Annotated in this window: 20 protein-coding genes; 9 read left to right on the top strand and 11 right to left on the bottom strand. The window is 70.3% G+C overall.

All coding sequences use genetic code 11. From position 1 onward, the window contains the following. Positions 1-300 precede the first annotated feature (300 nt). From ARC20_RS09200 to ARC20_RS09185, 4 genes are read left to right on the top strand one after another with little or no spacing between them, the layout of a single operon-like run. On the top strand, positions 301-1,605 hold the full coding sequence (locus ARC20_RS09200; RefSeq protein WP_338062977.1) for an MFS transporter: 1,305 nt from the start codon (positions 301-303) through the stop codon (positions 1,603-1,605). A gap of 27 nt (positions 1,606-1,632) precedes the next feature. Beyond that, on the top strand, positions 1,633-3,057 hold the full coding sequence (uxaC, locus tag ARC20_RS09195; RefSeq protein WP_057646485.1) for a glucuronate isomerase: 1,425 nt from the start codon (positions 1,633-1,635) through the stop codon (positions 3,055-3,057). Then, positions 3,054-5,780 carry a beta-galactosidase GalB gene (gene galB, locus ARC20_RS09190; RefSeq protein ID WP_425478463.1) on the top strand — a complete coding sequence of 909 codons (2,727 nt, stop codon included), beginning with the start codon at positions 3,054-3,056 and terminating at the stop codon, positions 5,778-5,780. The genes uxaC and galB overlap by 4 nt, the downstream gene beginning before the upstream one ends. After that, positions 5,777-6,928: an endo-1,4-beta-xylanase gene (locus tag ARC20_RS09185; RefSeq protein WP_057646483.1), complete on the top strand. Its 1,152-nt coding sequence runs from the start codon at positions 5,777-5,779 to the stop codon at positions 6,926-6,928. The genes galB and ARC20_RS09185 overlap by 4 nt, the downstream gene beginning before the upstream one ends. Positions 6,929-6,963: 35 nt before the next feature. On the opposite strand, the gene ARC20_RS09180 is transcribed toward ARC20_RS09185, so the two are convergent. Next, positions 6,964-9,474, bottom strand: a complete 2,511-nt coding sequence (locus ARC20_RS09180; RefSeq protein WP_237642548.1) for a glycosyl hydrolase 115 family protein — start codon at positions 9,472-9,474, stop codon at positions 6,964-6,966. A 141-nt stretch (positions 9,475-9,615) separates the two neighbouring features. Here ARC20_RS09180 and ARC20_RS09175 point away from each other — a divergent pair, with 141 nt between their 5' ends. Then, a complete protein-coding gene (locus ARC20_RS09175) occupies positions 9,616-10,566 on the top strand; it encodes an HPP family protein (protein ID WP_057646481.1) in 951 nt (316 codons plus the stop codon). Positions 10,567-10,578: 12 nt separating this feature from the next. Here the strand turns inward: ARC20_RS09175 and ARC20_RS09170 are convergent, their stop codons facing one another. The 5 genes from ARC20_RS09170 to ARC20_RS09155 all read right to left on the bottom strand — a co-directional run bounded on the left by ARC20_RS09170 (position 10,579) and on the right by ARC20_RS09155 (position 14,171). After that, positions 10,579-11,019, bottom strand: a complete 441-nt coding sequence (locus tag ARC20_RS09170) for a nuclear transport factor 2 family protein (protein WP_081418112.1) — start codon at positions 11,017-11,019, stop codon at positions 10,579-10,581. A gap of 77 nt (positions 11,020-11,096) precedes the next feature. Next, on the bottom strand, positions 11,097-11,234 hold the full coding sequence (locus ARC20_RS18525; protein ID WP_161809481.1) for a hypothetical protein: 138 nt from the start codon (positions 11,232-11,234) through the stop codon (positions 11,097-11,099). After that, positions 11,231-12,718 (bottom strand): DUF4178 domain-containing protein, encoded by a 1,488-nt coding sequence (locus ARC20_RS09165; protein WP_057646479.1) that lies wholly within the window; start codon positions 12,716-12,718, stop codon positions 11,231-11,233. Before ARC20_RS09165 ends, ARC20_RS18525 begins: the two co-directional genes overlap by 4 nt. A 5-nt stretch (positions 12,719-12,723) precedes the next feature. Then, positions 12,724-13,737 carry an SPFH domain-containing protein gene (locus tag ARC20_RS09160; RefSeq protein ID WP_057646478.1) on the bottom strand — a complete coding sequence of 338 codons (1,014 nt, stop codon included), beginning with the start codon at positions 13,735-13,737 and terminating at the stop codon, positions 12,724-12,726. Positions 13,738-13,775: 38 nt separating this feature from the next. Further along, the gene (locus ARC20_RS09155; RefSeq protein WP_057646477.1) at positions 13,776-14,171 is read right to left on the bottom strand and encodes a DUF350 domain-containing protein; all 396 of its coding nucleotides are present in this window, start codon (positions 14,169-14,171) and stop codon (positions 13,776-13,778) included. A gap of 135 nt (positions 14,172-14,306) precedes the next feature. Here ARC20_RS09155 and ARC20_RS09150 point away from each other — a divergent pair, with 135 nt between their 5' ends. Continuing rightward, entirely contained in the window at positions 14,307-15,818 is a 1,512-nt protein-coding gene (locus tag ARC20_RS09150) for a polyamine aminopropyltransferase (protein WP_057646476.1), read from the top strand. Further along, positions 15,818-17,464, top strand: a complete 1,647-nt coding sequence (locus ARC20_RS09145) for an FAD-dependent oxidoreductase (RefSeq protein WP_057646475.1) — start codon at positions 15,818-15,820, stop codon at positions 17,462-17,464. Before ARC20_RS09150 ends, ARC20_RS09145 begins: the two co-directional genes overlap by 1 nt. Here the strand turns inward: ARC20_RS09145 and ARC20_RS09140 are convergent. Next, positions 17,404-18,087: a TetR/AcrR family transcriptional regulator gene (locus ARC20_RS09140; RefSeq protein ID WP_057646474.1), complete on the bottom strand. Its 684-nt coding sequence runs from the start codon at positions 18,085-18,087 to the stop codon at positions 17,404-17,406. The two genes, ARC20_RS09145 and ARC20_RS09140, sit on opposite strands and share 61 nt — an antisense overlap. A gap of 93 nt (positions 18,088-18,180) precedes the next feature. Between ARC20_RS09140 and ARC20_RS09135 the strand changes: the two genes are divergently transcribed. Then, the gene (locus ARC20_RS09135; protein ID WP_057646473.1) at positions 18,181-18,843 is read left to right on the top strand and encodes an O-methyltransferase; all 663 of its coding nucleotides are present in this window, start codon (positions 18,181-18,183) and stop codon (positions 18,841-18,843) included. A 13-nt stretch (positions 18,844-18,856) separates the two neighbouring features. On the opposite strand, the gene ARC20_RS09130 is transcribed toward ARC20_RS09135, so the two are convergent. The 4 genes from ARC20_RS09130 to ARC20_RS09115 form a co-directional block, all read right to left on the bottom strand. Continuing rightward, entirely contained in the window at positions 18,857-19,081 is a 225-nt protein-coding gene (locus ARC20_RS09130) for a hypothetical protein (protein WP_057646472.1), read from the bottom strand. A gap of 139 nt (positions 19,082-19,220) precedes the next feature. Beyond that, positions 19,221-20,246, bottom strand: coding sequence for a cupin domain-containing protein (locus ARC20_RS09125; protein WP_057646471.1), 1,026 nt, complete (start codon positions 20,244-20,246; stop codon positions 19,221-19,223). A 43-nt stretch (positions 20,247-20,289) separates the two neighbouring features. After that, positions 20,290-21,051: an ATP-binding protein gene (locus ARC20_RS09120; protein WP_057646470.1), complete on the bottom strand. Its 762-nt coding sequence runs from the start codon at positions 21,049-21,051 to the stop codon at positions 20,290-20,292. 35 nt (positions 21,052-21,086) lie between these two features. Further along, the gene (locus ARC20_RS09115) at positions 21,087-21,605 is read right to left on the bottom strand and encodes a Dps family protein (protein WP_057646469.1); all 519 of its coding nucleotides are present in this window, start codon (positions 21,603-21,605) and stop codon (positions 21,087-21,089) included. 240 nt (positions 21,606-21,845) lie between these two features. On the opposite strand from ARC20_RS09115, the gene ARC20_RS09110 reads away from it, so the two are divergent. Further along, positions 21,846-22,637, top strand: a complete 792-nt coding sequence (locus ARC20_RS09110) for a PAS domain-containing protein (protein WP_161809480.1) — start codon at positions 21,846-21,848, stop codon at positions 22,635-22,637. The last annotated feature ends 56 nt before the right edge of the window (positions 22,638-22,693 follow it).

Here is a 22,693-nt window from a genome sequence, read left to right as displayed (position 1 = left end):
ATCACCAAAGCGTGCACGCTGCAGGGCAGCAATTGGCGCGACGCGTGTCACGGCACGAACTGGAAACGCAGGATGTGGCTGGTTGTCAGCGCTGTCATCGCGTATCGCGCTGTCCGCGCAAAGCACGGGCAGTAGCGCAGCGGCCCATCGCGTGCTAGTGATAGCGCTATCACCTTCGCGACGGAACGGCGCAAATCAAGGCCTTTCGCGCATGAGGCGACGCGCCAACCCGGCGCAACCGCGTGCTGCGCCGCATCATCGGCAGCCACCCGGCCTTTCCACGTTGCACAGGGAGCCGCAGTGACCGAAGCCTTCCGCGCCGCGCCGCTGGAACCGATCTCCGCGCCGCCCACCGGCCGCTACCGCTGGCGCGTGTGCGCGATGCTGCTGGCCGCCACCACCATCAACTACATCGACCGCCAGGTGCTGGGCGTGCTGGCGCCGTTCCTGCAGCAGCAGATCGGCTGGAACGAGGTGGAATACGGCTACATCGTCACCGCATTCCAGGCGGCGTATGCCATCGGCCTGCTATGCGCCGGCGCGGTGATCGACCGCTTCGGCACGCGCATCGGCTATGCCATCGCCATCGGCATCTGGAGCCTGGCGGCGATGAGCCATGCGCTGGCCGCCGGCGTGGTCGGCTTCGCGCTGGCGCGTTTCGCGCTGGGGCTGGGCGAAGCGGGCAATTTTCCCGCGGCGATCAAGACCGTGGCCGAATGGTTCCCGCGCCGCGAACGCGCGCTGGCCGTGGGCATCTTCAACTCCGGCTCGAATATCGGCGCGGTGGTCGCGCCGCTGCTGGTGCCGGTGGTCGCCGCCACGCTCGGCTGGCAGGCGGCGTTCCTGTTCACCGGCCTGCTGAGCGCGACGTGGCTGGTGGTGTGGCTGAAGTGGTATCGCACGCCCGAGCAGCAGCCACGGCTCGGCGCGGGCGAACTGGCGCTGATCCGCAGCGATCCGCCCGAGCCTTCCGTGCGCCTGCCGTGGCGCCGGCTGCTGCGCCATCGGCAGACCTGGGCGTTCGTGGCCGCGAAGTTCATCACCGACCCGATCTGGTGGTTCTTCCTGTTCTGGCTGCCGAAATTCCTGCACGCGCAGTACGGCCTGTCGCTGCTCGAACTCGGCCCGCCGCTGATCGTGATCTTCGTGATGGCCGACATCGGCAGCATCACCGGCGGTTGGCTGGCCGGCCGTTTGATCCACCGGGGCTGGCCCGTCAACGCCGCACGCAAGGGTGCGATGGCCGTGTGCGCGCTGGCGGTGGTGCCGATCGTGTTCGCCGCCCATGCCGACCACCTGTGGGTGGCGGTCGCGCTGATCGGCCTGGCCACGGCCGGGCACCAGGGCTGGTCGGCGAACGTGCTCACCCTGCCCTCGGATCTGTTCCCGCGCCCGGCCGTCGCCTCGGTGGTCGGCATCGGCGGCTTCGCCGGTGCGGTCTCCGGCATGATGATCGCCACCTTCATCGGCTTCCTGCTGCAAGCCACCGGCAGCTATGTACCGGTGTTCCTGATGGCCGGTTCGGCCTACCTGCTCGCACTGGGCGTGGTCCACCTGCTGGTGCCGCGACTGGCGCCCGCGCAGGTGGATGCCAGCGCTTCCTGACTCCCCTTCCCTGCCCGTATCGCCCGCATGAATCTCGCCGCCCAACCCCTGCACCTGCATCCCGACCGCCTCCTGCCCGCCGAGGCCTCGCAGCGCGACATCGCGCGCCGGCTCTACGCGCAGGTCGCCGCGTTGCCGATCATCAGCCCGCACGGCCATACCGACCCGTCGTGGTTCGCCGGCAACGCGCCGTTCGCCAACGCCACCGAGCTGCTGCTGGTGCCGGACCACTATGTGTTCCGCATGCTCTACAGCCAGGGCGTGGACCTGGATCGCCTGGGCATCCCGCGCGCGGACGGCTCGCGGGCAGCGGTCGATCCGCGTTCGGCCTGGCGCGTGTTCGCCGAACACTTCCACCTGTTCCGCGGCACGCCCTCGTCGATGTGGCTCAACCATGTCTTCCACGAGGTGTTCGGCCTGCGCGTGCGGCTGGACGCCACCACCGCCGATTACTACTACGACCGCATCACCGCCGCGCTGGAAACGCCGGCATACCGGCCGCGGGCGCTGTTCGAGCGCTTCGGCATCGAGGTGATCGCCACGACCGAATCGCCGCTCGATCCGCTGGAACACCACGCGGCGATCCGCGACAGCGGCTGGACGGGACGCGTCATCACCGCCTATCGCCCCGATGCGGTCATCGACCCGGAGCACGAACAGTTCCGCGATGCGCTGCACCAGTTCGGCGAACTGACCGGCGAGAACGTCTTCGGCTGGGAGGGCTACCTGCGGGCGCATCGCCAGCGTCGCGCGTTCTTCGCCTCGAGGGGGGCCACCTCCACCGACCATGGCCACCCCAGCGCGGCGACGGCCAATCTCTCCGACGACGAAGCCCGCAAGCTGTTCTCCCTCGTGGTGGCCGGCCGCGCCGATGCCGCGCAGGCCGAGCTGTTCCGCGCGCAGATGCTCACCGAGATGGCGAAGATGAGCCTGGACGACGGCCTGGTGATGCAGCTGCACCCGGGCTGCTTCCGCAACCACAACCAGGCGCTGTTCGCGCGCTACGGCCGCGACAAGGGCGCCGACATCCCCGTGCGCACCGAATACGTCCGCGCGCTCAAGCCCCTGCTCGACCGCTGCGGCAACGATCCGCGCTTCCAGCTGATCCTGTTCACCCTGGACGAAAGCAACTACGCGCGCGAACTCGCGCCGCTCGCCGGCCACTACCCGAGCCTGCTGCTCGGACCGGCGTGGTGGTTCCATGACGCACCGGAGGGCATGTGGCGCTTCCGCGAGCAGACGCTCAGCAGCGGCGGCTTCTACAACACGGTCGGCTTCAACGACGATACCCGCGCGTTCCTGTCGATTCCCGCCCGCCACGATGTCGCGCGCCGCGTGGACTGCGCGTTCCTCGCCAAACTCGTCGCCGAACACCGCATGGACGAGGACGAGGCGATGGAAGTGGCCACCGACCTCGCGTATCGACTGCCCAAGCAGGCCTATCGCCTGTGAGGCCATGGCTGCCGGTGGCGTGGTGCCTGCTGTGCGCGGCCGCGGGCAGTGCCTGGGCGGAAGAGGCACCGCGCGAGCGCATCGCCCTGGATACCGGCTGGCGTTTTCATGCCGGCGACCCGCCCGGTGTCACCGGCCAGCTGGACTACGACGCGCGACCGGCGGTGCAGGACAACGAGGATGGCAAGGCCGCCGATGCGCGCCCCGCGCAGGCGGAAGCGGCAGCCGCTGCGGACAGGCCCGTGCTGCGCCCGTGGATCCTGCCGACGGCCAACGCGCTGATCGCCGATCCCGCGCGCCGCCACGCACGGCCCGCGGGCGATGCGCCGGGCAGCGACGTGTCGTTCGTGCAGCCGGACTTCGACGACAGCGGCTGGCAGCCGGTCACGCTGCCGCACGATTGGGCCATCGCGGGTCCGTTCCTGGTCGAAGGCCCGTATGGCGGCATGGGCCGCCTGCCGAGCTGGGGCGTGGCCTGGTATCGCCGCACGCTGGAGGTGCCGGCCAGCGACCGCGGTCGCCACCTCGCCCTCGCGTTCGACGGTGCGATGTCCCATGCCACGGTGTGGTGCAACGGGCAGCTGCTCGGCGGCTGGCCCTATGGCTACACGTCGTGGCGAGTCGATCTCGACGGCTGCCTGCGTCATGGCGGGCGCAACCAGATTGCCGTGCGGCTGGACAACCCGCCCGACTCGGCCCGTTGGTATCCCGGCGGCGGGCTGTATCGCCGCGTATGGCTGGAGAAGACCGCGCCGGCATCCGTGGCCCCTTGGGGCGTGCAGGTCACGACGCCCCAGGTGAGCCGGGAACAGGCTCAGGTGCGCGTGCAGGTCGAGCTCCGCAACAGCGGCAAGTCGGCGGCATCGCTGCGGGTAAGCACCACGCTGCATGCGTTGGATGCGTTGGGCCGGCCGGTTGGCGAAGCCGTCGCGCAAGGCAGCGAACGCACGGTCACGGTCGGCGCCGGTGGCACCGCCTCGTTGGATGACACCCTGCGTGTCGCCCATCCGCAGCTGTGGGGGCCGCCGCCCACCCAGCAACCGCATCGCTATCTCGCCATCACCACGGTGCGCGAGGGCGCCCGCGTGCTGGATCGCGTCGAGACCCCGTTCGGTATCCGCGAGGTGCGTTTCGATCCGCGGCGCGGGCTGCTCGTCAACGGCGAGCACGTGCCGATCCGAGGCGTGAACCAGCACCACGACCTCGGCGCGCTCGGCGCCGCCTTCAACGCCACCGCCGCCGAGCGCCAGCTGCGCCTGCTGCAGGCCATGGGCGCCAATGCCATCCGCATGAGCCACAACCCGCCGGACCCGGCGTTGCTGTCGCTCACCGACCGCCTCGGCCTGCTGGTGGTCGACGAGATCTTCGACAGCTGGCAGATGAAGAAGACGCCGCTGGATTTCCACCGCGTGTTCGACGACTGGCACGAGCCTGACCTGCGCGCCCTGCTGCGGCGCGACCGCAACCACCCGTCGGTGATCCTGTGGAGCATCGGCAACGAAGTCGGCGAACAGTACAGCGGCCAGGCCGGCGCGGATATCGCGCGTGCGCTGCGCGACATCGTGCGCGAGGAAGACCCCACCCGGCCGATCACCGCCGCGATGAACTACGCCAAGCCGGACATGCCGCTGCCGGCGGTGCTCGACGTCATCGGCCTGAACTACCAGGGCGAAGGCATCCGCGACACGCCGGAGTTCGAAGGCACCGAGCGCATCCGCACGCCGCCGATGTACGACGCTTTCCACCGCGCGTTCCCGGACAAGGCGATCCTCAGCACCGAAACCGCCTCCACGCTCAGCAGCCGCGGCGTCTACCTGTTCCCGGTGACGCCGGAAACCAGCGCGCCGGTGCGCGATGGCCGGGGTGGCGATTCGCGCGCGCACCAGGTGAGCGACTACGCGCTGCACGCGGTCGATTTCGGCGCCAGCCCGGACAAGGTGTTCGCGGCCCTGGATGCCCATCCGTTCGTGGCCGGCGAGTTCGTGTGGACCGGTTTCGATTACCTCGGCGAACCGACGCCGTACTACACCTCGCGCAGTTCCTACTCCGGCATCATCGACCTGGCGGGTTTCCCCAAGGACCGCTATTGGCTCTACCAGTCGCGTTGGCGCCCCGACCTGCCGATGGCCCACCTGCTGCCGCACTGGACCTGGCCGGGCCGCGAGGGCCAGGTGACGCCGGTACATGTGTTTACCTCCGGCGATGAGGCCGAGCTGTTCGTCAACGGCGTCCCGCAGGGCCGCCAGCGCAAGGCGCCGGGCCAGTACCGGCTGCGCTGGGACGCGGTGCGCTACCAGCCGGGCGAATTGCGCGTGGTGGCGTACAAGAACGGACAGCCGTGGGCCGAGGACCGCGTCCGCACGGCCGGCACCGCTGCCACGCTGCATGCCGTGCCCGAACGCGGCACGCTCGTCGCCGATGGACGCGACCTGGCCTTCATCGCCATCGAGGTGCGCGATGCGCGCGGCGAACGGCTGCCGCAGGCGTCACTGCCGGTGCGGGTGCGCATCGACGGGCCCGGCGAGCTTGTCGCCACCGACAACGGCGACCCCACCGACATGACGCCCTTCCCCTCCGCCACGCGCGCGATGTTCAGCGGCCGCCTGCTGGCAATCGTGCGTGCGCGCCCCGGCGCGCAAGGCATGTTGCGCGTGCATCTCGAAGCCGAGGGCGTGCCCGCCCTCGATTTCCCCCTGACCCTGGTTCCCGGAGCCTCGCCATGACCCTGCGTTTCCGCCCGACCCTGCTGGCCCTCGCCGTGGGCATGGCCGCCCTGCCCGCCTTCGCCGCGCCGCCGCCGACCACGCTGAAGGAGGCCTTCCGCGACGATTTCCTCGTCGGCGTGGCGGTGAACGATGCGATCGTCAGCGGACGCGACGCGCGCTCGCAGCAGTTGGTGATCGAGCAGTTCAACAGCATCACCGCCGAGAACGAGCTCAAGCCGGAGAACGTGCATCCGCGCCCCGGCGCCTACGATTTCAGCAAGGGCGATGCCTTCGTCGCGTTCGGCCAGGCGCACGGCATGTTCCTGGTCGGCCACAACCTGCTGTGGCACATCCAGACCCCGGCGTGGATGTTCACCGACGCGCAGGGCCGCCCGAACTCCGCCGAGGCGCAGCTGGCCGTGCTGCACGACCACATCCAGCACGTGGCCGGGCATTTCGCCGGGCGCGTGCAGGCGTGGGATGTCGCCAACGAGGTCATCGACGAGGACGGCAGCTACCGCCAGAGCCCGTGGCTGAAGAACGTCGGCGACGGCGACCGCCTGCTGCGCGAGGCCTACCGCTACGCCGCGCAGGCCGCGCCCGGCACCGAGCTGTACTACAACGACTTCAACACCGAAAAGCCCGCCAAGCGCGCGGGCATCGTGCGGTTGGTGAAGATGCTGCAAGCCAGCGGCGCGCGCGTGGATGGCGTGGGCATGCAGGGGCACTGGGGGCTGGAGAGTCCGTCGATCGCCGAGATCGAAACCAGCATCGACACCTTCGCCGCGCTCGGCGTCAAGGTGATGATCACCGAACTGGATATCGACGTGCTGCCGCAGCCGCCGCGCACCGACGGCATGCCGGCCGACCAGCGCCTGGAACTACCCGCCGATCCGGCCGCGCGCCGCCAGCTCGACCCGTGGCCGGACGGCCTGCCGGCCGACATGCAGGCCCGCCTGGCCAAGCGCTATGCCGACCTGTTCGCGCTGTTCCAGCGCAAGCGCGACGTCATCGCGCGCGTCACCTTCTGGAACGCGCATGACGGGGACTCCTGGAAGAACGACTACCCCGTGCGCGGCCGCCACAACTACCCGCTGCTGTTCGACCGCGAACGCCGACCCAAGCCGGCCTTCGAGGCAGTGCTGGGCGTCGCCAAGGACAACTGACCGCGCCTGCCACGCGCCGGTGCGTGGCCACCGCCTCACTGCAACGCCACGCGCTCCAGCACGACGTTGTCATCCAGCCGCCACACCTTCAGCACGTGCTTCCCGGCCGCCACGCCGGGAAACACCGCGCGCAGCACGCGCCGGTTCTCGATCACCGCGCGGTTCCAGTCGCGCTGCGCCGCCGTCGTGGTTTGCGTCGGCGCCGGCACCAGCGTATCGGCGAGCACCTGCACCGGTCCGTCATCCAGAGAGACGCCCACGCGCAGCGTCGTCCCGCCCGTGGTATCCAGCGTGGGCGAGAGCGTCAGCATCGCCGTGCGATCGCCGGCCGCGTCCAGGTCGATGTCGTATTCCAGCCGCACGCCGTCCGCCACCGTGGTCGGCGGCCGTCCCTGCGGCAGGGCGACCATCGCGCCTTCGCCAGCGCCCAGATGGGCGATCGCCTGCCACGCCAATCCCGCGCGGTTGACCGCACGCTGGTAGCGCACCGCCTCGATGCCGCCCGCGTCGACCACCGGCGCGCCAAACCGCGGCGGCACCGTCGCCACGCCTACCACGTGACGCACCGGTGGCATGGCCTGCACGTCCGGCTGCTGCCAGCTCGTGTAGCCAATGTGCTGCTGCGTCATCATGCCGTCCCACTTGCCGCCTTCCAGCGCGTGATAGCGCGCGGTCAGGGCGGCATCGCGCGCGTAGGCCGCCTCGGCCTCATCGGCGAAGGCATTGGCCCGCGCATCGCCGCGCGCCGCCAGCCGGCGATTCCACGCCACCGCGTAGTACAGGTGATACAGGTTCGCGAAAGCCGAGATGGGATGTTCCACCAGTTGGAAATAAGCGGACTGCTGCGCCGCGGGCACTTGCGCTCTTACGGCCTGCATCCTGGCCATCAGCGCGTCCCAGTCGGCCACGCGCGCACCGAACGCACCGCCGTCCAGCACTTCGCCATCCGCCTTGCCGAGCGGAAAAGTGTCCGCGTCGAGCAGCTCCGGCTTGCGCTGCGCGGCCAGCTGCGCGTAGCGCGTCAGCAGTTCGCCGATGGCCCGTGCCTGCGCCGGCCCGAATGACTGCCGCGCGAATGCCTCCGGGTAGCCGGCCAGTGCCTGCGGCGTCATCGCCGCCGGCCGCCAGGCCTGCGCCATGAAGAAGTCCAGCGGGAATTCCAGCGGCTTGATGTCCCCGACGTTGACCATCCACAGCTGTCGCGCGCCGCGCTGCCAGGCCAGGTCCATCTGCTGCCACGTCTTCTCGACCTGGGTCGTATTGATCCACTTGTAGTTGCGCGGCGCGCCGACATAGTCGAAGTGGTAGTAGACGCCGAACCCACCGGCGCGCGCCTCGTGGCCGGAAGGCAGGCGGCGGATCTGCCCCCAGTTGTCGTCGGAGAACAGCAACGTCACGTCGTCCGGCACGGTCATGCCGTGGTCGTAGTAGTCCTGCACTTCCTTGTACAGCGCCCATACCTGGGGCGTCTCCGACGCCGGCCGGCCGGTGACCTCGGCGATCAGGCGCCGCTGGTCGGCCACGATGCCCTGCAGCAGTGGTATCGCGGTGCCCTCGGCCATCGCCTCGTCGCCGTCGCCGCGCATGCCCACCGTCACCAGGCTCTCGTAGCCGCGTCCGTCGCCCTTGGCCATCATCCGTTCGAGGCCACCCCGCCAGAAGGCGCGCAGGTGCTTGCCATTGCGGGCGTAGTCCCAGGCGCCGCCGGTGATGCCGTCCCCGGTGTGGCGGTGCCACTCGTCATGGGCGCGCATCAGCGGCTCATGGTGGGAAGTGCCCATCACCACGCCGCGCGCGTCGGCCAGCGCGGTATTGCGCGGATCATCGTCGTGGAAGGCATGTGGCGGCCACATCGCCGGCCACAGTGTGTTGCCCTTCAGGCGCAGCAGCAGCTCGAAGACGCGCGCATACATGTCGGCATTGAGCCCGCCGAAGTGCTTGCCGGCCCAACTGCTGAGCGCGGGGGCCTCGTCGTTGATGAAGAAGCCGCGATACTTCACCTCCGGCTGGTCGGCATGCGTGCCGGCAGTGAGATACACCGCGCGGCGCCGCGCGACCGGGACGTCGGCGAACCAGTACCAGGGCGAGACGCCGATCTTCGCCGACAGGTCGTACAGGCCGTAGACCGCGCCGCGGCGATCCGCGCCCACCACCACGAGCGCACGCGGCACCCCGGGAAACGGCCGCTCCACGACGCTCTGGCGGTAACCCTCCCAGGTGCCGGCCAGCCCCGACACGTCGAGCTTGCCCTGGCTGGCCAGCGTATCGATGAGGTGGCTGTGGCCCAGCACGCCGGCGATCACCGGCATGCCCGTGCCCGGCGCCGTGCGCCGTTCGGCGGCCTGGCCACTGACGCGTTGCAGGTCGGCGGCGAAATCGTCGGCGGCGTACCGCAATGCCGGGTCGGCCTGTGGCTCGACCACGACGGGCGCCGGCCGCCCCGCCTCGATCAGCGCAAAGGCGCCAGCTCCGGGGTGGTCGCACACCGACACCGGCGTCGCACAGGCACGCGCCTCGCCTGCCAGCGCACCGCAAAGAAAGACCAAGCTCCCTACCCCCAGCCAGCGTGCGTGCATGCCATCCTCTCTGGTAGCGCTATCAACCGCAGGCTAGCGGTCATGCCGGCGGGAGTAACGCCGCAGCGCAACGTTGCCCTAGACTGGCGCCCCGCTATCCCCGCCCTGCCCATGAAAGCCACCGACGTCTCTTCTTCGCTCCGTCACTGGCTGGGCATCGAACGCAACACCACCACGCATGCGGAGAAGTGGATATCCGGCATCGGCGCGTTCCTCGGCATCGCGGCGGTGTACGCGGTCATCCACCAGGTGTTCCCGCAGGGCCTGGCCGGCGCCGGCCCGGCCGGGGCGATCATGCTGGCGTCGCTCGGCGCCTCGGCGGTGCTGCTGTTCGCGGTGCCGCATGGCGCGCTCTCGCAGCCGTGGGCGGTGGTGGGCGGGCATTTGATCTCGGCGGCCATCGGCGTCAGCTGCCAGAAGCTGTTTCCCGGCCATGCGTGGACACCCGCGCTGGCGGTGGGCGTGGCGGTCGGCGCGATGCATTACCTGCGCTGCATCCACCCGCCGGGCGGCGCCACCTCGCTGGCGGCGGTCATCGGCAGCGAGGACCTGCATGCGCTGGGCTATCACTACCTGCTCGAACCGGTCGGCGTGAGCGTGGCGGCGATCCTGCTGGTCGCCATCGTGTTCAACGCGCCGTTCCCCTGGCGGCGCTATCCGCTGCACCTGCATCGTCGCCGCCAGGCCGCGGCAGACGTCCCGGCCGCGCAGCGCCATTTCGAGCTCACGCAGGAGGATTTCTCCGCCGCGATGGCCGGGCTCAACTCCTACGTGGATATCCCGGAGGAAAGCCTGACCGAGCTGCTCGAGCTGGCCAAGCAGCATGCCGAGCGCAGCCCCGTGCATCCCCAGGTGTTGTCGCCCGGGCACTGCTACAGCAACGGCCGGCTGGGCCGCGAATGGAGCGTGCGCGAGATCGTGGCGCGCAGCGGCGCACGCGAGGTGGACTACCGCGTGGTCGCCGGCGAGGGACTCGGCCAGGCCGGTCGCTGCGGTGAAGAAGCTTTCCGGCAATGGGCGCGCTTCGTGGTCACGCTGCGCGACGGCCGCTGGGTCAGGTAGCCGCCTTGCGCCTCATGGCGCGGGCTTGCGCGAGGCATGGCTGGCAACGATCACCCAGCCCTGCGGTCGCCGCACGTAGGTATCGGTGAACTGGAAATCCAGCGCATAGGGTTGGCCCTGCGCCTGCCCTTCGACATGGGTGATGCCGGTCACCACCGCCGCGTCGCCGTACAGGCGCACGCGCGAATCGCGATTGCGGAACACCTGGTAGCGCGTGCCGCCACGCAGGTCGGCCACTTCCTGCTCGCGCGTGGTCAGCGTGCCGGTGGAACCGGTCAGGGTGAACGTGGGATCGAGGTGGGTGGCGAGCCAGTCGGCATCGCCGCGTTCATAGGCCGCGCAGACGTCCTTCTCGGCCCGCAGGACCGCGGCCACATCCCCGGCCTCGTCCGCACTCGCCGAGGCGATGCCCATCGCCATCAACAGTCCCGCACCGGCCCGCCGTACGTTCATGGCCCGCTCCCGCCGCGATGAGGGGCCAGCGTCGGCCCCGCCGGGCGCGGTGTAAATGCGCGCCGCAGCATGCGGCCTCACTTGTGGCTTGCCCCCGCGCTCCAGCCGCTGCGCCCGCCGCTGCCCCAGCTGCGGCCCTCCTCATCCTCGCGGCCCACGACCAGCACCACCAGCACCACGATGATCACGTAGACCAGATACCAACCCCTGCTCATCGCGACGCTTCCCCGTTGGTGAAAACGCCCAGCCAGGTCAATGCCGGCGGCAACCACACCAGCACCAGCCCGGTGAGCAGGGCCGGCAGGCTCAGTTCGCCGGCCAGCATCATCAGCACCAGGCTGGCGAACGTGCCCACCTGCGCGAACTTTTCGGTCTCCTCGTCACGCCCATCGGCACGCATGACCGGGGGCAGGCGCTCCTTCGGCGTGGGCACGCCGAACGCCTGGTGCACGGACGACGCCCCGATGGGGCTGGCCAGCGACCAGGTGATCTCGCTGCCGCCCTGCTCGCGCGAGAGCACCTGCTGGCCATGCGCGAAGTCGGTCACCCGGGTGCGGTCACCCAGCCGTACGCGCCAGTTGAAAGCGCCGAACACTTCCGTCACCTGCGCGCCGTAGTGGTACGTCCGGTTCCAGGTGCCGCCATTGAGGCGACAGCTATCCTCGTCCCGGCCATCGAACACCGGCCATTCGTCGCATACCGTCACCAGTTGCCAGCCGGTCTGCGTTTCCACCAGCCAGCGGTAGCCCTTGCGGGCATCCAGCATGAGGTACTCGGTCCACGGCGGCTCGCTGCTGTCCCCGGGCACTTCGCAGCGCATCACGCCGATGATGGTGAATTTCCCGCCCGCCAGGTTGCCGCTGGCCCCCAACGGCAGCGTGCCGCGGAACCGCGCGGCGCGCTTGTGCGCCTCGATGACCTCGACCTGCTCGCCGCTGCAGTCCAGCCGCGAACTGCACGCGCTGCAGATCACCTGCGTGGCCATCGCCGCCACGATGCTGACCGGCGCGCCGCAGTTGGGGCACGCCAGCGACAGGATCTGCCCGCGCACGCGGCCGATGGCGGCGAGGATCTCCTCGCTCGAACGCATCGTCTGCTCGTCCAGCGTCAGCCGCTGGCCCGCCTCGCCGGCGTAGAGCACCGGCGCGCCGTCCGAATAATCGAGCGTGGCGAAATGGACGCCACCGCGCAGGTCGGCCGCGGCCACGTCCCAACCGTCGCCGGGGTGTTCGGGCAGTTCGCCCTCGCCGCCCACGCAGCGGCTGCGCCGCACGTCCGCGACCGTATAGAGCACGCCATCGACCTTGAGCCGATGCCCGACCTTCAGCTCGTCGTAGGCCGGCAACGGCAACGGACTTTCGGTGGCGCCGCGCCGGGTCAGCGCGTACTGGCCGGAAGCGTCGGACAGCCAGCCGGTACCGCCTGCGTCGAACAGCACGTACCACTCGTTCCAGCCGCCTTCCTCGTACTGCAGGCGCAGCCGGCCAACCACCTCGAAGCCATGGCCCGACAACGCGCCGCGCGTGCCGATGCGCACCGCCGAACCGTCATCGACCACCGCCGACAGCCGGCCCACCTGGCGCGCGGTCTCCGCGTCGCGGGTGAGCGTGCTGCGGCACGCCGGGCACACCACCATCACCGCGCCCGGCGCCTGCGAGGCGACCGCCGCCCCGCACTGGGGGCACAGGAAGTGCTGCATCGGGGTCAGCGCGAGAGGTTGCGCAGGATGTCCGCCTTGGCGGATTCGTAGTCCTGCGCGCTGATCAGCTCCAGCTCCAGCATGCGCTTGAGCTGCTGCAGGCGCTCGACCGGATCGGCGGCCGCCTGCGGCGCAGCGCCGGCGGGCGCCGGGGCGCTCGCCGGGGTGAGCAGGCTCTGCGACATCGAATGCGCGATCGCCGCACCCGCCGCCAGGCCCGCGCCGACGCCGGCGATGCCGCCTTCATTCTGCGCGGCCAGCGGAATGGAGGTCGCCGCCTGGTAGCGGGTGAACTTGTCCAGGTCGCCGGACATGCCCACCGCGATGCGGGTATCGAGCGCCTTCTGCAGTTCCTCCGGCAGCGAGACGCTCTCCACGGCAAAGTTTTCCAGGGCCACGCCGTAGCGTTCGAACACCGGCACCAGCTTGGCCTGCATGCGCTCGGACATCACGCCCTGGTTGGCCGCCAGGTCGATGAACGGCACGCCGCCATTGCCCAGCGCGTCGGCCATGTTGGCCACCACCAGGTTGCGCAGCTGCTGCTCCAGGTCCTCGACGGTGTATTCGCCGCGCGTGCCGGCCACCTCGCGGTAGAACAGCGCCGGGTCGGCGATCTTGTAGCTGTACACGCCATGCGCGCGCACGCGCACCATGCCGAACTCGCTGTCGCGCACGGTCACCGGCTGCGCGGTGCCCCAGCGGCGGCCCAGCTGCAGGCGGGTGGACAGGAAGATGACGTCGGACTTGAACGGCGACTCGAACCCCTTGTCCCAGTGCTGCAGCGCCGTCAGCACCGGCAGCGTGCGGGTGTTGAGCGTGTACATGCCCGGGCCGAACACGTCGGCGATGCGGCCCTCGTTGACGAAGATCGCCACTTGCGAGTCGCGCACGGTGAGGCTGCCGCCGTACTGGATTTCCTTGTCCTGCATCGGGAAGCGCCAGGCGAGGACGCCATCGCGCTCCTCCACCCACTGCAGGATGTCGACGAATTGCTTGCGAATGAACGAACCAAGGCCCATGGTCGGTTTCCTTGCCGGTAGGCGGGTGGCGGGTCGAATCAGGTCAGGCAGGCGGCGTTGATGATGCCCACGCCGAGCGAGGTGGCGCCCATCAGGCCGCCCATCGCCGTATTGCCGGTATGGATCGCGTCGTTCATGCCGCGCAGCATGCGCGCCATGAGGAGGTAGACGAGCAGCTGCACGGCCATCGCCGCCAGCGACCACACGATGAACAGGTGCCAGCTCGCGTGCAGCGCGATGCTGAAGGCCAGCGTGCAGCTGAAGCCGAGCAGCGCCCCGCCCAGCGACAGCGCAGCGGCGAGATTGCCTTCGCGGATCAGCTGCCATTCGTCGAAGTGGGTGACGCGCGTATACAGCGCCACGAAGCCGGCGAGCATCGCCAGCGCGGACACCAGGTAGGCCAGGTACGGCAGCGTGGCTTGCAGCTCGGGCATCCTTCCCTCTCCCCAAAGGTCAGGCCGGATTATAGCCACGCGCTTGCGCTTGGCGAGACCCCTGCACCGCCGATAGAGTAGGCGCCCGGCCCGGGAAGCCGCTCGCCCATCCACGCCACGGAAGTCGCCCTGCAGATGCGCGATCGCGCCCTTATTCTTTCGGTCCTGATCGTGGCGTCCTGCGGGCTGGGTTACGAGCTGGTCACCAGCGCGCTGGCCAGCTACCTGCTCGGCGATTCGATCCTGCAGTTCTCTTCGGTGATCGGCTGCTACCTGTTCGCGATGGGCATCGGCTCATGGCTGTCGCGCTATGTCGAGGACGAGGATGTCCTGGACCGCTTCGTCGACCTGGAGATGCTGATCGGCCTGGTCGGCGGCGTCTCGGCGGCGGTGCTGTTCGTGGTCTTCGCCTGGCTGTCCACGCCCTTCCGCACCGCGCTTTATGTGATGGTCTTCGCCATCGGCCTGATGGTCGGCATGGAGATCCCGCTGGTGATGCGGATCTTCAACCAGCGCCGCACCGCCTTCCGCGAACTGGTGAGCCGGGTGCTGGCGTTCGACTACCTCGGCGCGCTGATCGTCTCGCTGGTGTTCCCGCTGCTGCTGGCGCCGCGGCTGGGCCTGCTGCGCACGGCATTCCTGTTCGGCATGTTCAATGCGGGCGTGGCGCTGTGGACGGCGCTCGCCTTCCGCGACGACCTCACCGCGCCGCGCCGCAGCCTGGTGCGCGGCGGCGTGGTGATGGCGCTGCTGGTAGCCGGCATGGGGTTCTCCGGCCGGATGACCGCCTGGGCCGAGCGCGGCATCTACGGCGATGAGATCGTGCATGCCGAAACCACCCCGTTCCAGCGGCTGATCGTCACCCGCTGGCAGGACGACCTGCGCCTGTACATCAACGGCAACCTGCAGTTCTCCTCGCGCGACGAACACCGCTACCACGAGGCGCTGGTGCATCCGGGCCTGCAGGCCCTGCCCGCCGCGCGACGCGTGCTGGTGCTCGGCGGCGGCGACGGGTTGGCGGTGCGCGAGATCCTCAAGTCGCCGCACGTCGAGCACGTCACGCTGGTCGACCTGGACCCGGCGATGACCGGCATGTTCTCCACCTCCGCGCCGCTGGTCGCGCTCAACCATGGCTCGCTGAAGGACAGGCGGGTGCGGGTGATCAACGAGGACGCCGGGCGCTGGCTGGAGGACAACCGCGACAGCTACGACTTCATCGTGGTCGATTTCCCCGACCCGTCCAGCTTCGGCATCGGGCGCCTGTATTCGGTGCCGATGTTCCGGCTGATCGCGCGGCACCTGGCGTGGAATGGCTACGTCGTCGTGCAGTCCACCTCGCCCTACTACGCGCCGCGCTCGTTCTGGAGCGTGGACGCCACGCTCAAGGAAGCCGGGTTGCATACCTGGCCCTACCACTGCGACGTGCCCTCCTTCGGCGACTGGGGCTTCGTGCTCGCCGGCCATCGCGACGACTACACGCCACCGGCCAAGCTCGACGTACCCACGCGCTACCTCACCCCGGCCACGCTGCGCGAACTGTTCGAGTTCCCCAAGGACCGGCCGCCGCTGGCGATGCCGCCCAACCGCCTCGACGAACAGACGCTGGTGCGCTATTTCGACGAGGACTGGCGCCGGGTGATCCGCTGATGGACCGCCGCAGGTTCCTGCTCGGCGCCGGCCAGGCCGCGCTGCTGGGCGGCGCGGGCTGGTATGCGTGGCGTGGCGCGCGACCGGTACCGGTGATGCCGGAAGTGGTGTTCCCCGGCATGCGCGAGGGCCACGCGCTGCGTGACCATGCGGCCCTGCCGCCGGCGGGCGGCGAACAGCGGTGCGGCATCGCCATCCTCGGCTCGGGCGTGGCGGGGCTGTCCTGCGCATGGGCGCTGGCGCGCGCCGGTCGCCACGATTTCGTGATGCTCGAAGGCCCCGAAGCGAACGGCAACGCCGCCGGCGGCGACCTGGCCGCGCCGGGCGACGATAACCTGCAGTGCCCGCTGGGCGCGCACTACCTGCCCCTGCCTTCCAGCGAATCCGGGCACATCCGCGCCCTGTTGGCCGATGTCGGCCTGCTGCAATCCGGCGAACACAGCGGCGCGCCGTGGTACGACGAAGCCGCGCTGGCGCACGCCCCGCGCGAGCGGCTGCTGCGCAACGGCCGCTGGGAGAATGACCTGCTCCCGTCCCACGGCGTGCCGCCACGGGAACTGGCGCAGCAACGACGTTTCTTTGCCCTGGTCGACCAACTGCGCCACCAGCGCGGTCGCGACGGCCGCCGCCTGTTCGCGCTGCCGCGCACGCTGTCCTCCCAGGATGCGGAGTGGCGCGCGCTCGACCGCGAAACCTTCGCCGCGTGGCTCGACCGCCATGGCTACGACGCGCCCAGCCTGCGCGTGTACCTGGACTACTGCTGCCGCGACGATTACGGCGCTGGCACCGCGATGGTCTCGGCGTGGGCAGGGCTGCATTACTTCGCCGGACGCGACGGCCGCGCCGCGAACGCCGGCAGCGACGCGGTGCTGACCTGGCCCGGTGGACTCTCCGCCTTGATGCAGCGCATGCGCACGGCGATCGACGCGCGCCTGGGCCACGCGCGCTGGCGCATGCCCGGCACCGCGGCGCGCCTGCACGAACGCGGCGACGGCGTGGACGTCGACTGCCTGCGCATGGATACGCCCTCGCCCAGCCTGCTGCGGCTGCGCGCGGACCAGGTCGTCAGCGCGATGCCCCTGCACGTGCTGGCGCGCATCTGGCCCGGGCTGCGTGAAGCAGGTTACGACCCCGCCGCGCAGGCCACGCCCCACGCCGCATGGCTGGTCTCGAACTTCCTGATGGACGGCTACCCGCGCGAGCAACCGGGCGAGCCGCTGGCCTGGGACAACGTGGTGCACGGCGGGCGCGGCCTCGGCTACGTCGTCTCCACGCACCAGTTGCTGCGCACGGCGCGCACCGCGCGCACGGTGTTTTCCGCCTACCAGGCGCTGGACCGCATGGATCCGATGCAGGCACGCGCCTGGCTGCTGCGCGCAAGCCCCGAGGAACTGCGCGCCGAAGCCGCCGGCGACCTGCTGCAGGCCTATGGCCAGGACCTGTGGCGGCATGCACGGCGGCTGGTGATCACCGTGCGCGGGCACGCGATGGCCATTCCCGTCCCCGGCGCGCTCGACCCCGCGGGCCTGGTGGCGCTGCGCGCGCTCGACGGGCGCGTGCGCCTCGCGCATGCCGACCTGTCCGGCTATTCGGTATTCGAGGAAGCCGCCTGGTGGGGCGTGCGGGCGGCCGAAGCACTGGCCTGAGACGTCGCCTCCAGCCACGCGCAGAGCATCAGCGCCAACGCGTCGGCGTAGGCGTGGATCTCGGCGGGCGTGCGGGGTTGTTCGGAGAATTGCTTGCCGGTCGCACCGAGCACGTCGGTCAGCAGGTTGCTCGCGAGGACGCGTTGCTCCGCTGATGCCGAGGGCAGCGCCTCATCGATGAAACGCCCGAACGCCGCCTCGCCCGCCTCGCGCGCATCCCGCACTTCGGGGGCATCGCGATAGAGCGGCGCGGCGTCGCGCAGTGCCGTACGCATCTGCGCTTCCTCGCATTCCGAATGCAGGAAGGCGTGCACGAGGCGATGGACGCGTTCGCCGGGCGTGTGCGCTTTGTCGTCGAGGATCTCGGCCAGCAGGCGCGTGGTATCCCGCCACTCGTCGTGCTGCAGCCGGAACAGGATCGCCGCCTTGTTGGGAAAGTACTGGTACAGCGTGCCCACGCTGACGCCGGCCCGCTCGGCCACCCGGGCGGTGGTGAAGCGCGCCGCCCCTTCGGCGGCCAGAACCTGAGCAGCCGCTTCGAGGATGACCGCCACCGAGGCGTTGGAACGGGCCTGGCGCGGCTGTTTTCGCTGGGAAATCGGGGGTTTCGGGCGTTCGCTCATGGGCGGCGGGAGAATGCGAATAACAAACCTGACGGATTCGTCGCATTCTAGCGTGGCACGCGCCGACCGGCGCATCACCCACCGGAAGACCCCATGAACACCCTCACCCAGGCCCCGCTCGCCGGGTTGCTCGAACGCCTGTTCGCCGACGCCGACGCTACCTCCTTCGACATCCCCGCGCTGGCCGAGCTCACCGCCGCCGACCGCGAGCGCCTCATGCACAGCCGTACCGAATACCGCGACTACTACGGCCGCATGAAGGACCTGCCGCTGCCGGTCTCGCGCGAAACCGGCCAGCTGCTGTACCTGCTCGCCCGCGCCGTGCGCGCCACGCAGGTGGTGGAGTTCGGCACCTCGTTCGGCATCTCCACCCTGCACCTGGCCGCGGCGCTGCGCGACAACGGCGGCGGCCACCTGGTCACCACCGAGTTCGAACCCGGCAAGGTGGCGCGGGCGTGCGAGCACCTGAATGCCGGCGGCCTGCTCGACCTGGTCGAGATCCGCGAAGGCGATGCGTTGCAGACGCTCTCCACCGGCTTGCCGGCGCAGGTCGACCTGCTGCTGCTCGACGGCGCCAAGGCGCTGTATCCGGACATCCTGTCCCTGCTCGAACCGCACCTGCGCCCGGGCGCGCTGATCGTGGCCGACAACGCCGACTACAGCCCCGATTACCTCGCGCGGGTGCGCAACCCGGCGAACGGCTACCTCTCCCTGCCGTTCGCCGAGGACGTGGAGCTTTCGCTGCGGCTCGGCTGATCCCGCAGCGGGCTCAGCCCGCCGCGGCCACCGTGCGCGGCTGCCATCCCAGCAGCCGCGCCGGCAGGAACAGCAGCGCGCCGAGGAAGGCGAACAACGCCGCGAAGGTCACGCCGATCAAGCGGAACGGCAGCAGCAACAGCCATACGAACGGCCATGCCACCAAGGCCAGCAGGGCCAACGGCCAGCACAGCACGAACAGCAGGCACCACGCGACCACGCCGAACAAGGTTTTCATCCCTGGCTCCTGTACGGGGCGCGACCGCCGCGCCCGGTGCACACAGGGTGGGCCCCGCCGCGGCCGGCCACAACGCGCTTGCGACGAAACCGGGTATTCGCGCCCCGAATCCGGTGGAACGGCGATGGGACGGCAACGGTCAGGCGGGATTGCGCCTGGCCACGATCAACGGATCGTTCGCGGTGAACGGCAAGACAGGCATCGCCTCCACCGGCATTCCCAGCGTGGCGGCCAACACCGGCGCATCGAATGCCGAGCCGGACAGCCGGTAGCCGATATCCCCCGGCGTGGGCTGGTCGAAGAACACCAGGAAATGGATGTCCTCGCCCAGCACCTCGATCTGGTGCGGATACGCGCGCGGAATGAAGTACACGTCACCGGCCTGCAGCTCGTAGGTATCGGTGGCGCCGTCCGGGTCCAGGATCGTCATGCGCGCCCGCCCCCGGTGCACGTAGCCCATCTCGGCCGTGTCCGGATGCCAGTGCGGCTCGCGCATGCCGCTGTCGGGAATCCGCAGCGAGTACATCGACAAGTGCTTCAGCGCTGGCCAGAACTGCCGCCGCGACACGCGCGCCTGGCCATACGGGAAATCGACCGGCGGGGATTGCGCTTCGATGTCGAAACGATGCGGGTCGGCAAACCGCGTCCCGCCTTGCACCGGCGCGGGGGCGGGGCGTCGTAGCAGGTACGCCTCGCCGGTATCGCGCTGGCGCCCGGCGAACGCCTGCGCGGGAAGATCGTAGGTATTGCCCAGCACGCCGTCGGACATCGCGGCGAACGCGGCGCGCATCGAGAAATCCTCGGGGCGCTCATGGCTGAAGGCGATGATGACCTCGGCCGGGGTGTCGCCGATATTCTCGATGGCGTGCAGCGAACCGCTTTCGAAGTGGAACATCTGGCCGGGCCCCGCGGTGAACGAGGACACGCCATCGGCGTTGTCGACGACCGTGAGCAGCAGCTCTCCTTCGATCACGTAGCCGAGTTCATCGGCATTGGCATGCCAGTGCGGTTCGCGCAGCGCACCGGGCTGCAGCTGCAGGCGCTTGATGGACAGGCGCTGCAGCAGCGGGAATTCGTCGGCGGTCAGGCGCCGCACCGAGCCGAGCGCGCTGTCGTGGACGACTTCGCCGTGCGACAGCGAGCGGACGTGGCGGGATATGGACATGGCGATCTCCTGCAAGGAAAAAGGCCGGGCGCGGCGACAGGCCTCAGGGGGCCGTGTCCGCCCGGGGCAAGGCGAGCACGAAACGCGCCCCCGCGCCCGGCGTGGAAACCACTTCGACGAAGCCGCCGGCCTGCTGCACGGCGTCGCGCACCTGCGCCAGGCCCAGCCCGTGGCCGCCCTGCCCGGCGCGCGTGGTCACGTGCGGCTCGAACAGCCGCGCGCACAACGCCGGCGCGATGCCGCTGCCGTTGTCGACGACTTCCAGGGTGAGATAGCGCCCGGGGCGCCGCGTACCGGCCCGCACGCCGGCGCGCACGGTGCGCGTGCCGCTGCGGATGCGGATCTGGCCGCCCTCGGCGCAGGCTTCGCGCGCGTTGACGACCAGGTTGAGGAGCGCGCGTTCCAGCGCCTGCCGTTCGCCGCGCACCTGGCCGGCGCCCGGTTGCGCTTCCACCCGCACGCTGACCCGCGGCGCGGCGGCCTGCGCCAGCAGCGCACGCATCGACACCGCCAGTTCGCCGGGATCGAACAGCCCGCACGGCTCGCTGCCGGCGCCGCGTACCAGCGAACGGGCCATGTGCGCGCCACGCCGCAGGGCCGATTCGGCCACGTCCAGCAGCGGCAGCCCGCCGCCGTCCCGCGCCAGGCAGACGGCCGTGGCGGCCGCCTGCAGCAGGTTGTTGAGGTCGTGCGCCACCAGGGCCACCCAAGGCGCCTCGGCGGCGGGCGACGGCAGCTCGTCCACCCGCCGCGGAATCGACGCGGCGGCATGGGCCCGGGGCTTGGCCAGCGGTTCGACGTTCATCCCTGTCTCCTGTCCCTGCGCGAAGAGGCTGCGGCTCAGGCCGGGCGGCGGGTGCTCTCGAACAGGAACCAAGCGCGGCGTTCGGCTTCGTCGATCCACACCTCGATCAGGCTGGTGGAGGCGACATCGCCGTAGGTATCACACACGCCGTGCGCCTCGCGCAGGAAGCCGGCCATGCGGCGATTGTCGTCGGCCAGCTCGGCGAGCATGTCCTCGGGCGTGACGTACTCGGCGTCGTTGTCGGCCAGCCGCTGCAGGCGCTGGATGTGGCCGATCGAACGCAGCGTGGTGCCGCCGACCTTGCGCGCGCGTTCGGCCAGCACGTCGGTGGTGGCGAAGATCTGGTCGCCCTGCTCGTCCAGCATCAGGTGGTAGTCGCGGAAGTGCGGCCCGGACAGGTGCCAGTGGAAGTTCTTGGTCTTCAGGTACAAGGCGAACATGTCGGCCAGCACGCCGGTGAGGGCGGCGGCGATGTCGCGCGCGGCGTCCTCGCCGAGGTCGTTGCGGACATGCAGGGCGGCGGCGCGGCGCGAGGCGGCGGATTGCGGGTTCATGGCGGAACTCCTGCGGTGGTGGCGGGAAGGGCCGGCGCGTCACCGCAAGGGGGCGTCCGGCATGGCCCACAACGTAGCGAAGCGCCGCGGGCGGCAACATCGCCGGTTCGTTTCGCGGGCTCATACCTTGGTTTGGGGCGACCGAAGCGCACAGCCATACCAGCGCCCACCCGGCGGCGGGCCTATGATCGGCGGGCCGTCCCGACGGCCCCCTACCCTGTGAAGACGGAGCCCGGCCGCATGCCCCCCCATGCCGCAGCACCGCACGACCCGCTCTCGCCGACGCGCGCCGCCGGCCCGGACACCGCCTCGCGGCGCGAACGCTGGCAGCACGGCGTGCTGCGCGGGGTGGCCGCGCTGCTGGTCGCGGTGATCTTCCTCGTCGATACGCTGACCACGCTGGAAGGCGCGGTGGCGGTGCTGTACGTGGTGGCGGTGATGCTGGTCGCGCGCACCGCGCGGCGTGGCGACATCGTCGCCGTCGCGGTGGCCGGCATCGTGCTCACGGTGTATGCGTACCTGGATACACACGGCCTGCGCCACGTCGGCGCGCAGACCTTCCGCGCGGCGGTGAGCCTGGCGGCCATCGCGATCAGCGCGGTGCTGGCACTGGAGAACCAGCACGCGGTGCAGTCGCTGAAATCGCAGGCCATGCTGCTGGATCTGTCGCACGACATGATCTTCACCCGCGGCCGCGACGGACGCATCGCGTTCTGGAACCGTGGCGCCGCGGAGGTCTACGGCTTCAGCGCGCAGGAAGCGGTGGGCCGCATCGCCGACGAGCTGCTGCGTACGCGCTACGCGCAACCCCGGGCGCTGGCCGAAGCGGCGCTGGAAGCGGAAGGGCGCTGGGAAGGCACGCTGGTGCAGACCACCCGCGACGGTCGCGAGCTGCACGTGGAAAGCCGCTGGGCCCTGCAGCGCGACGCCTCCGGGCGAACGCGGCAGGTACTGGAGACCCACACCGACGTCACCGCGCGCCAGTCCTGCTGCACCACGCCGATGCGCGTGGCGTCGAACATGCGGCGGTAGCGCTGCTCGCTGTGCACCAGCGCGGCATGGGCGGCCTGGCGCGCGGTGACGTCGGT

This window comes from Stenotrophomonas panacihumi (assembly GCF_001431645.1).
Lineage (GTDB): Bacteria > Pseudomonadota > Gammaproteobacteria > Xanthomonadales > Xanthomonadaceae > Stenotrophomonas_A > Stenotrophomonas_A panacihumi.
This window is presented reverse-complemented; position numbering and strand designations above follow the sequence as displayed.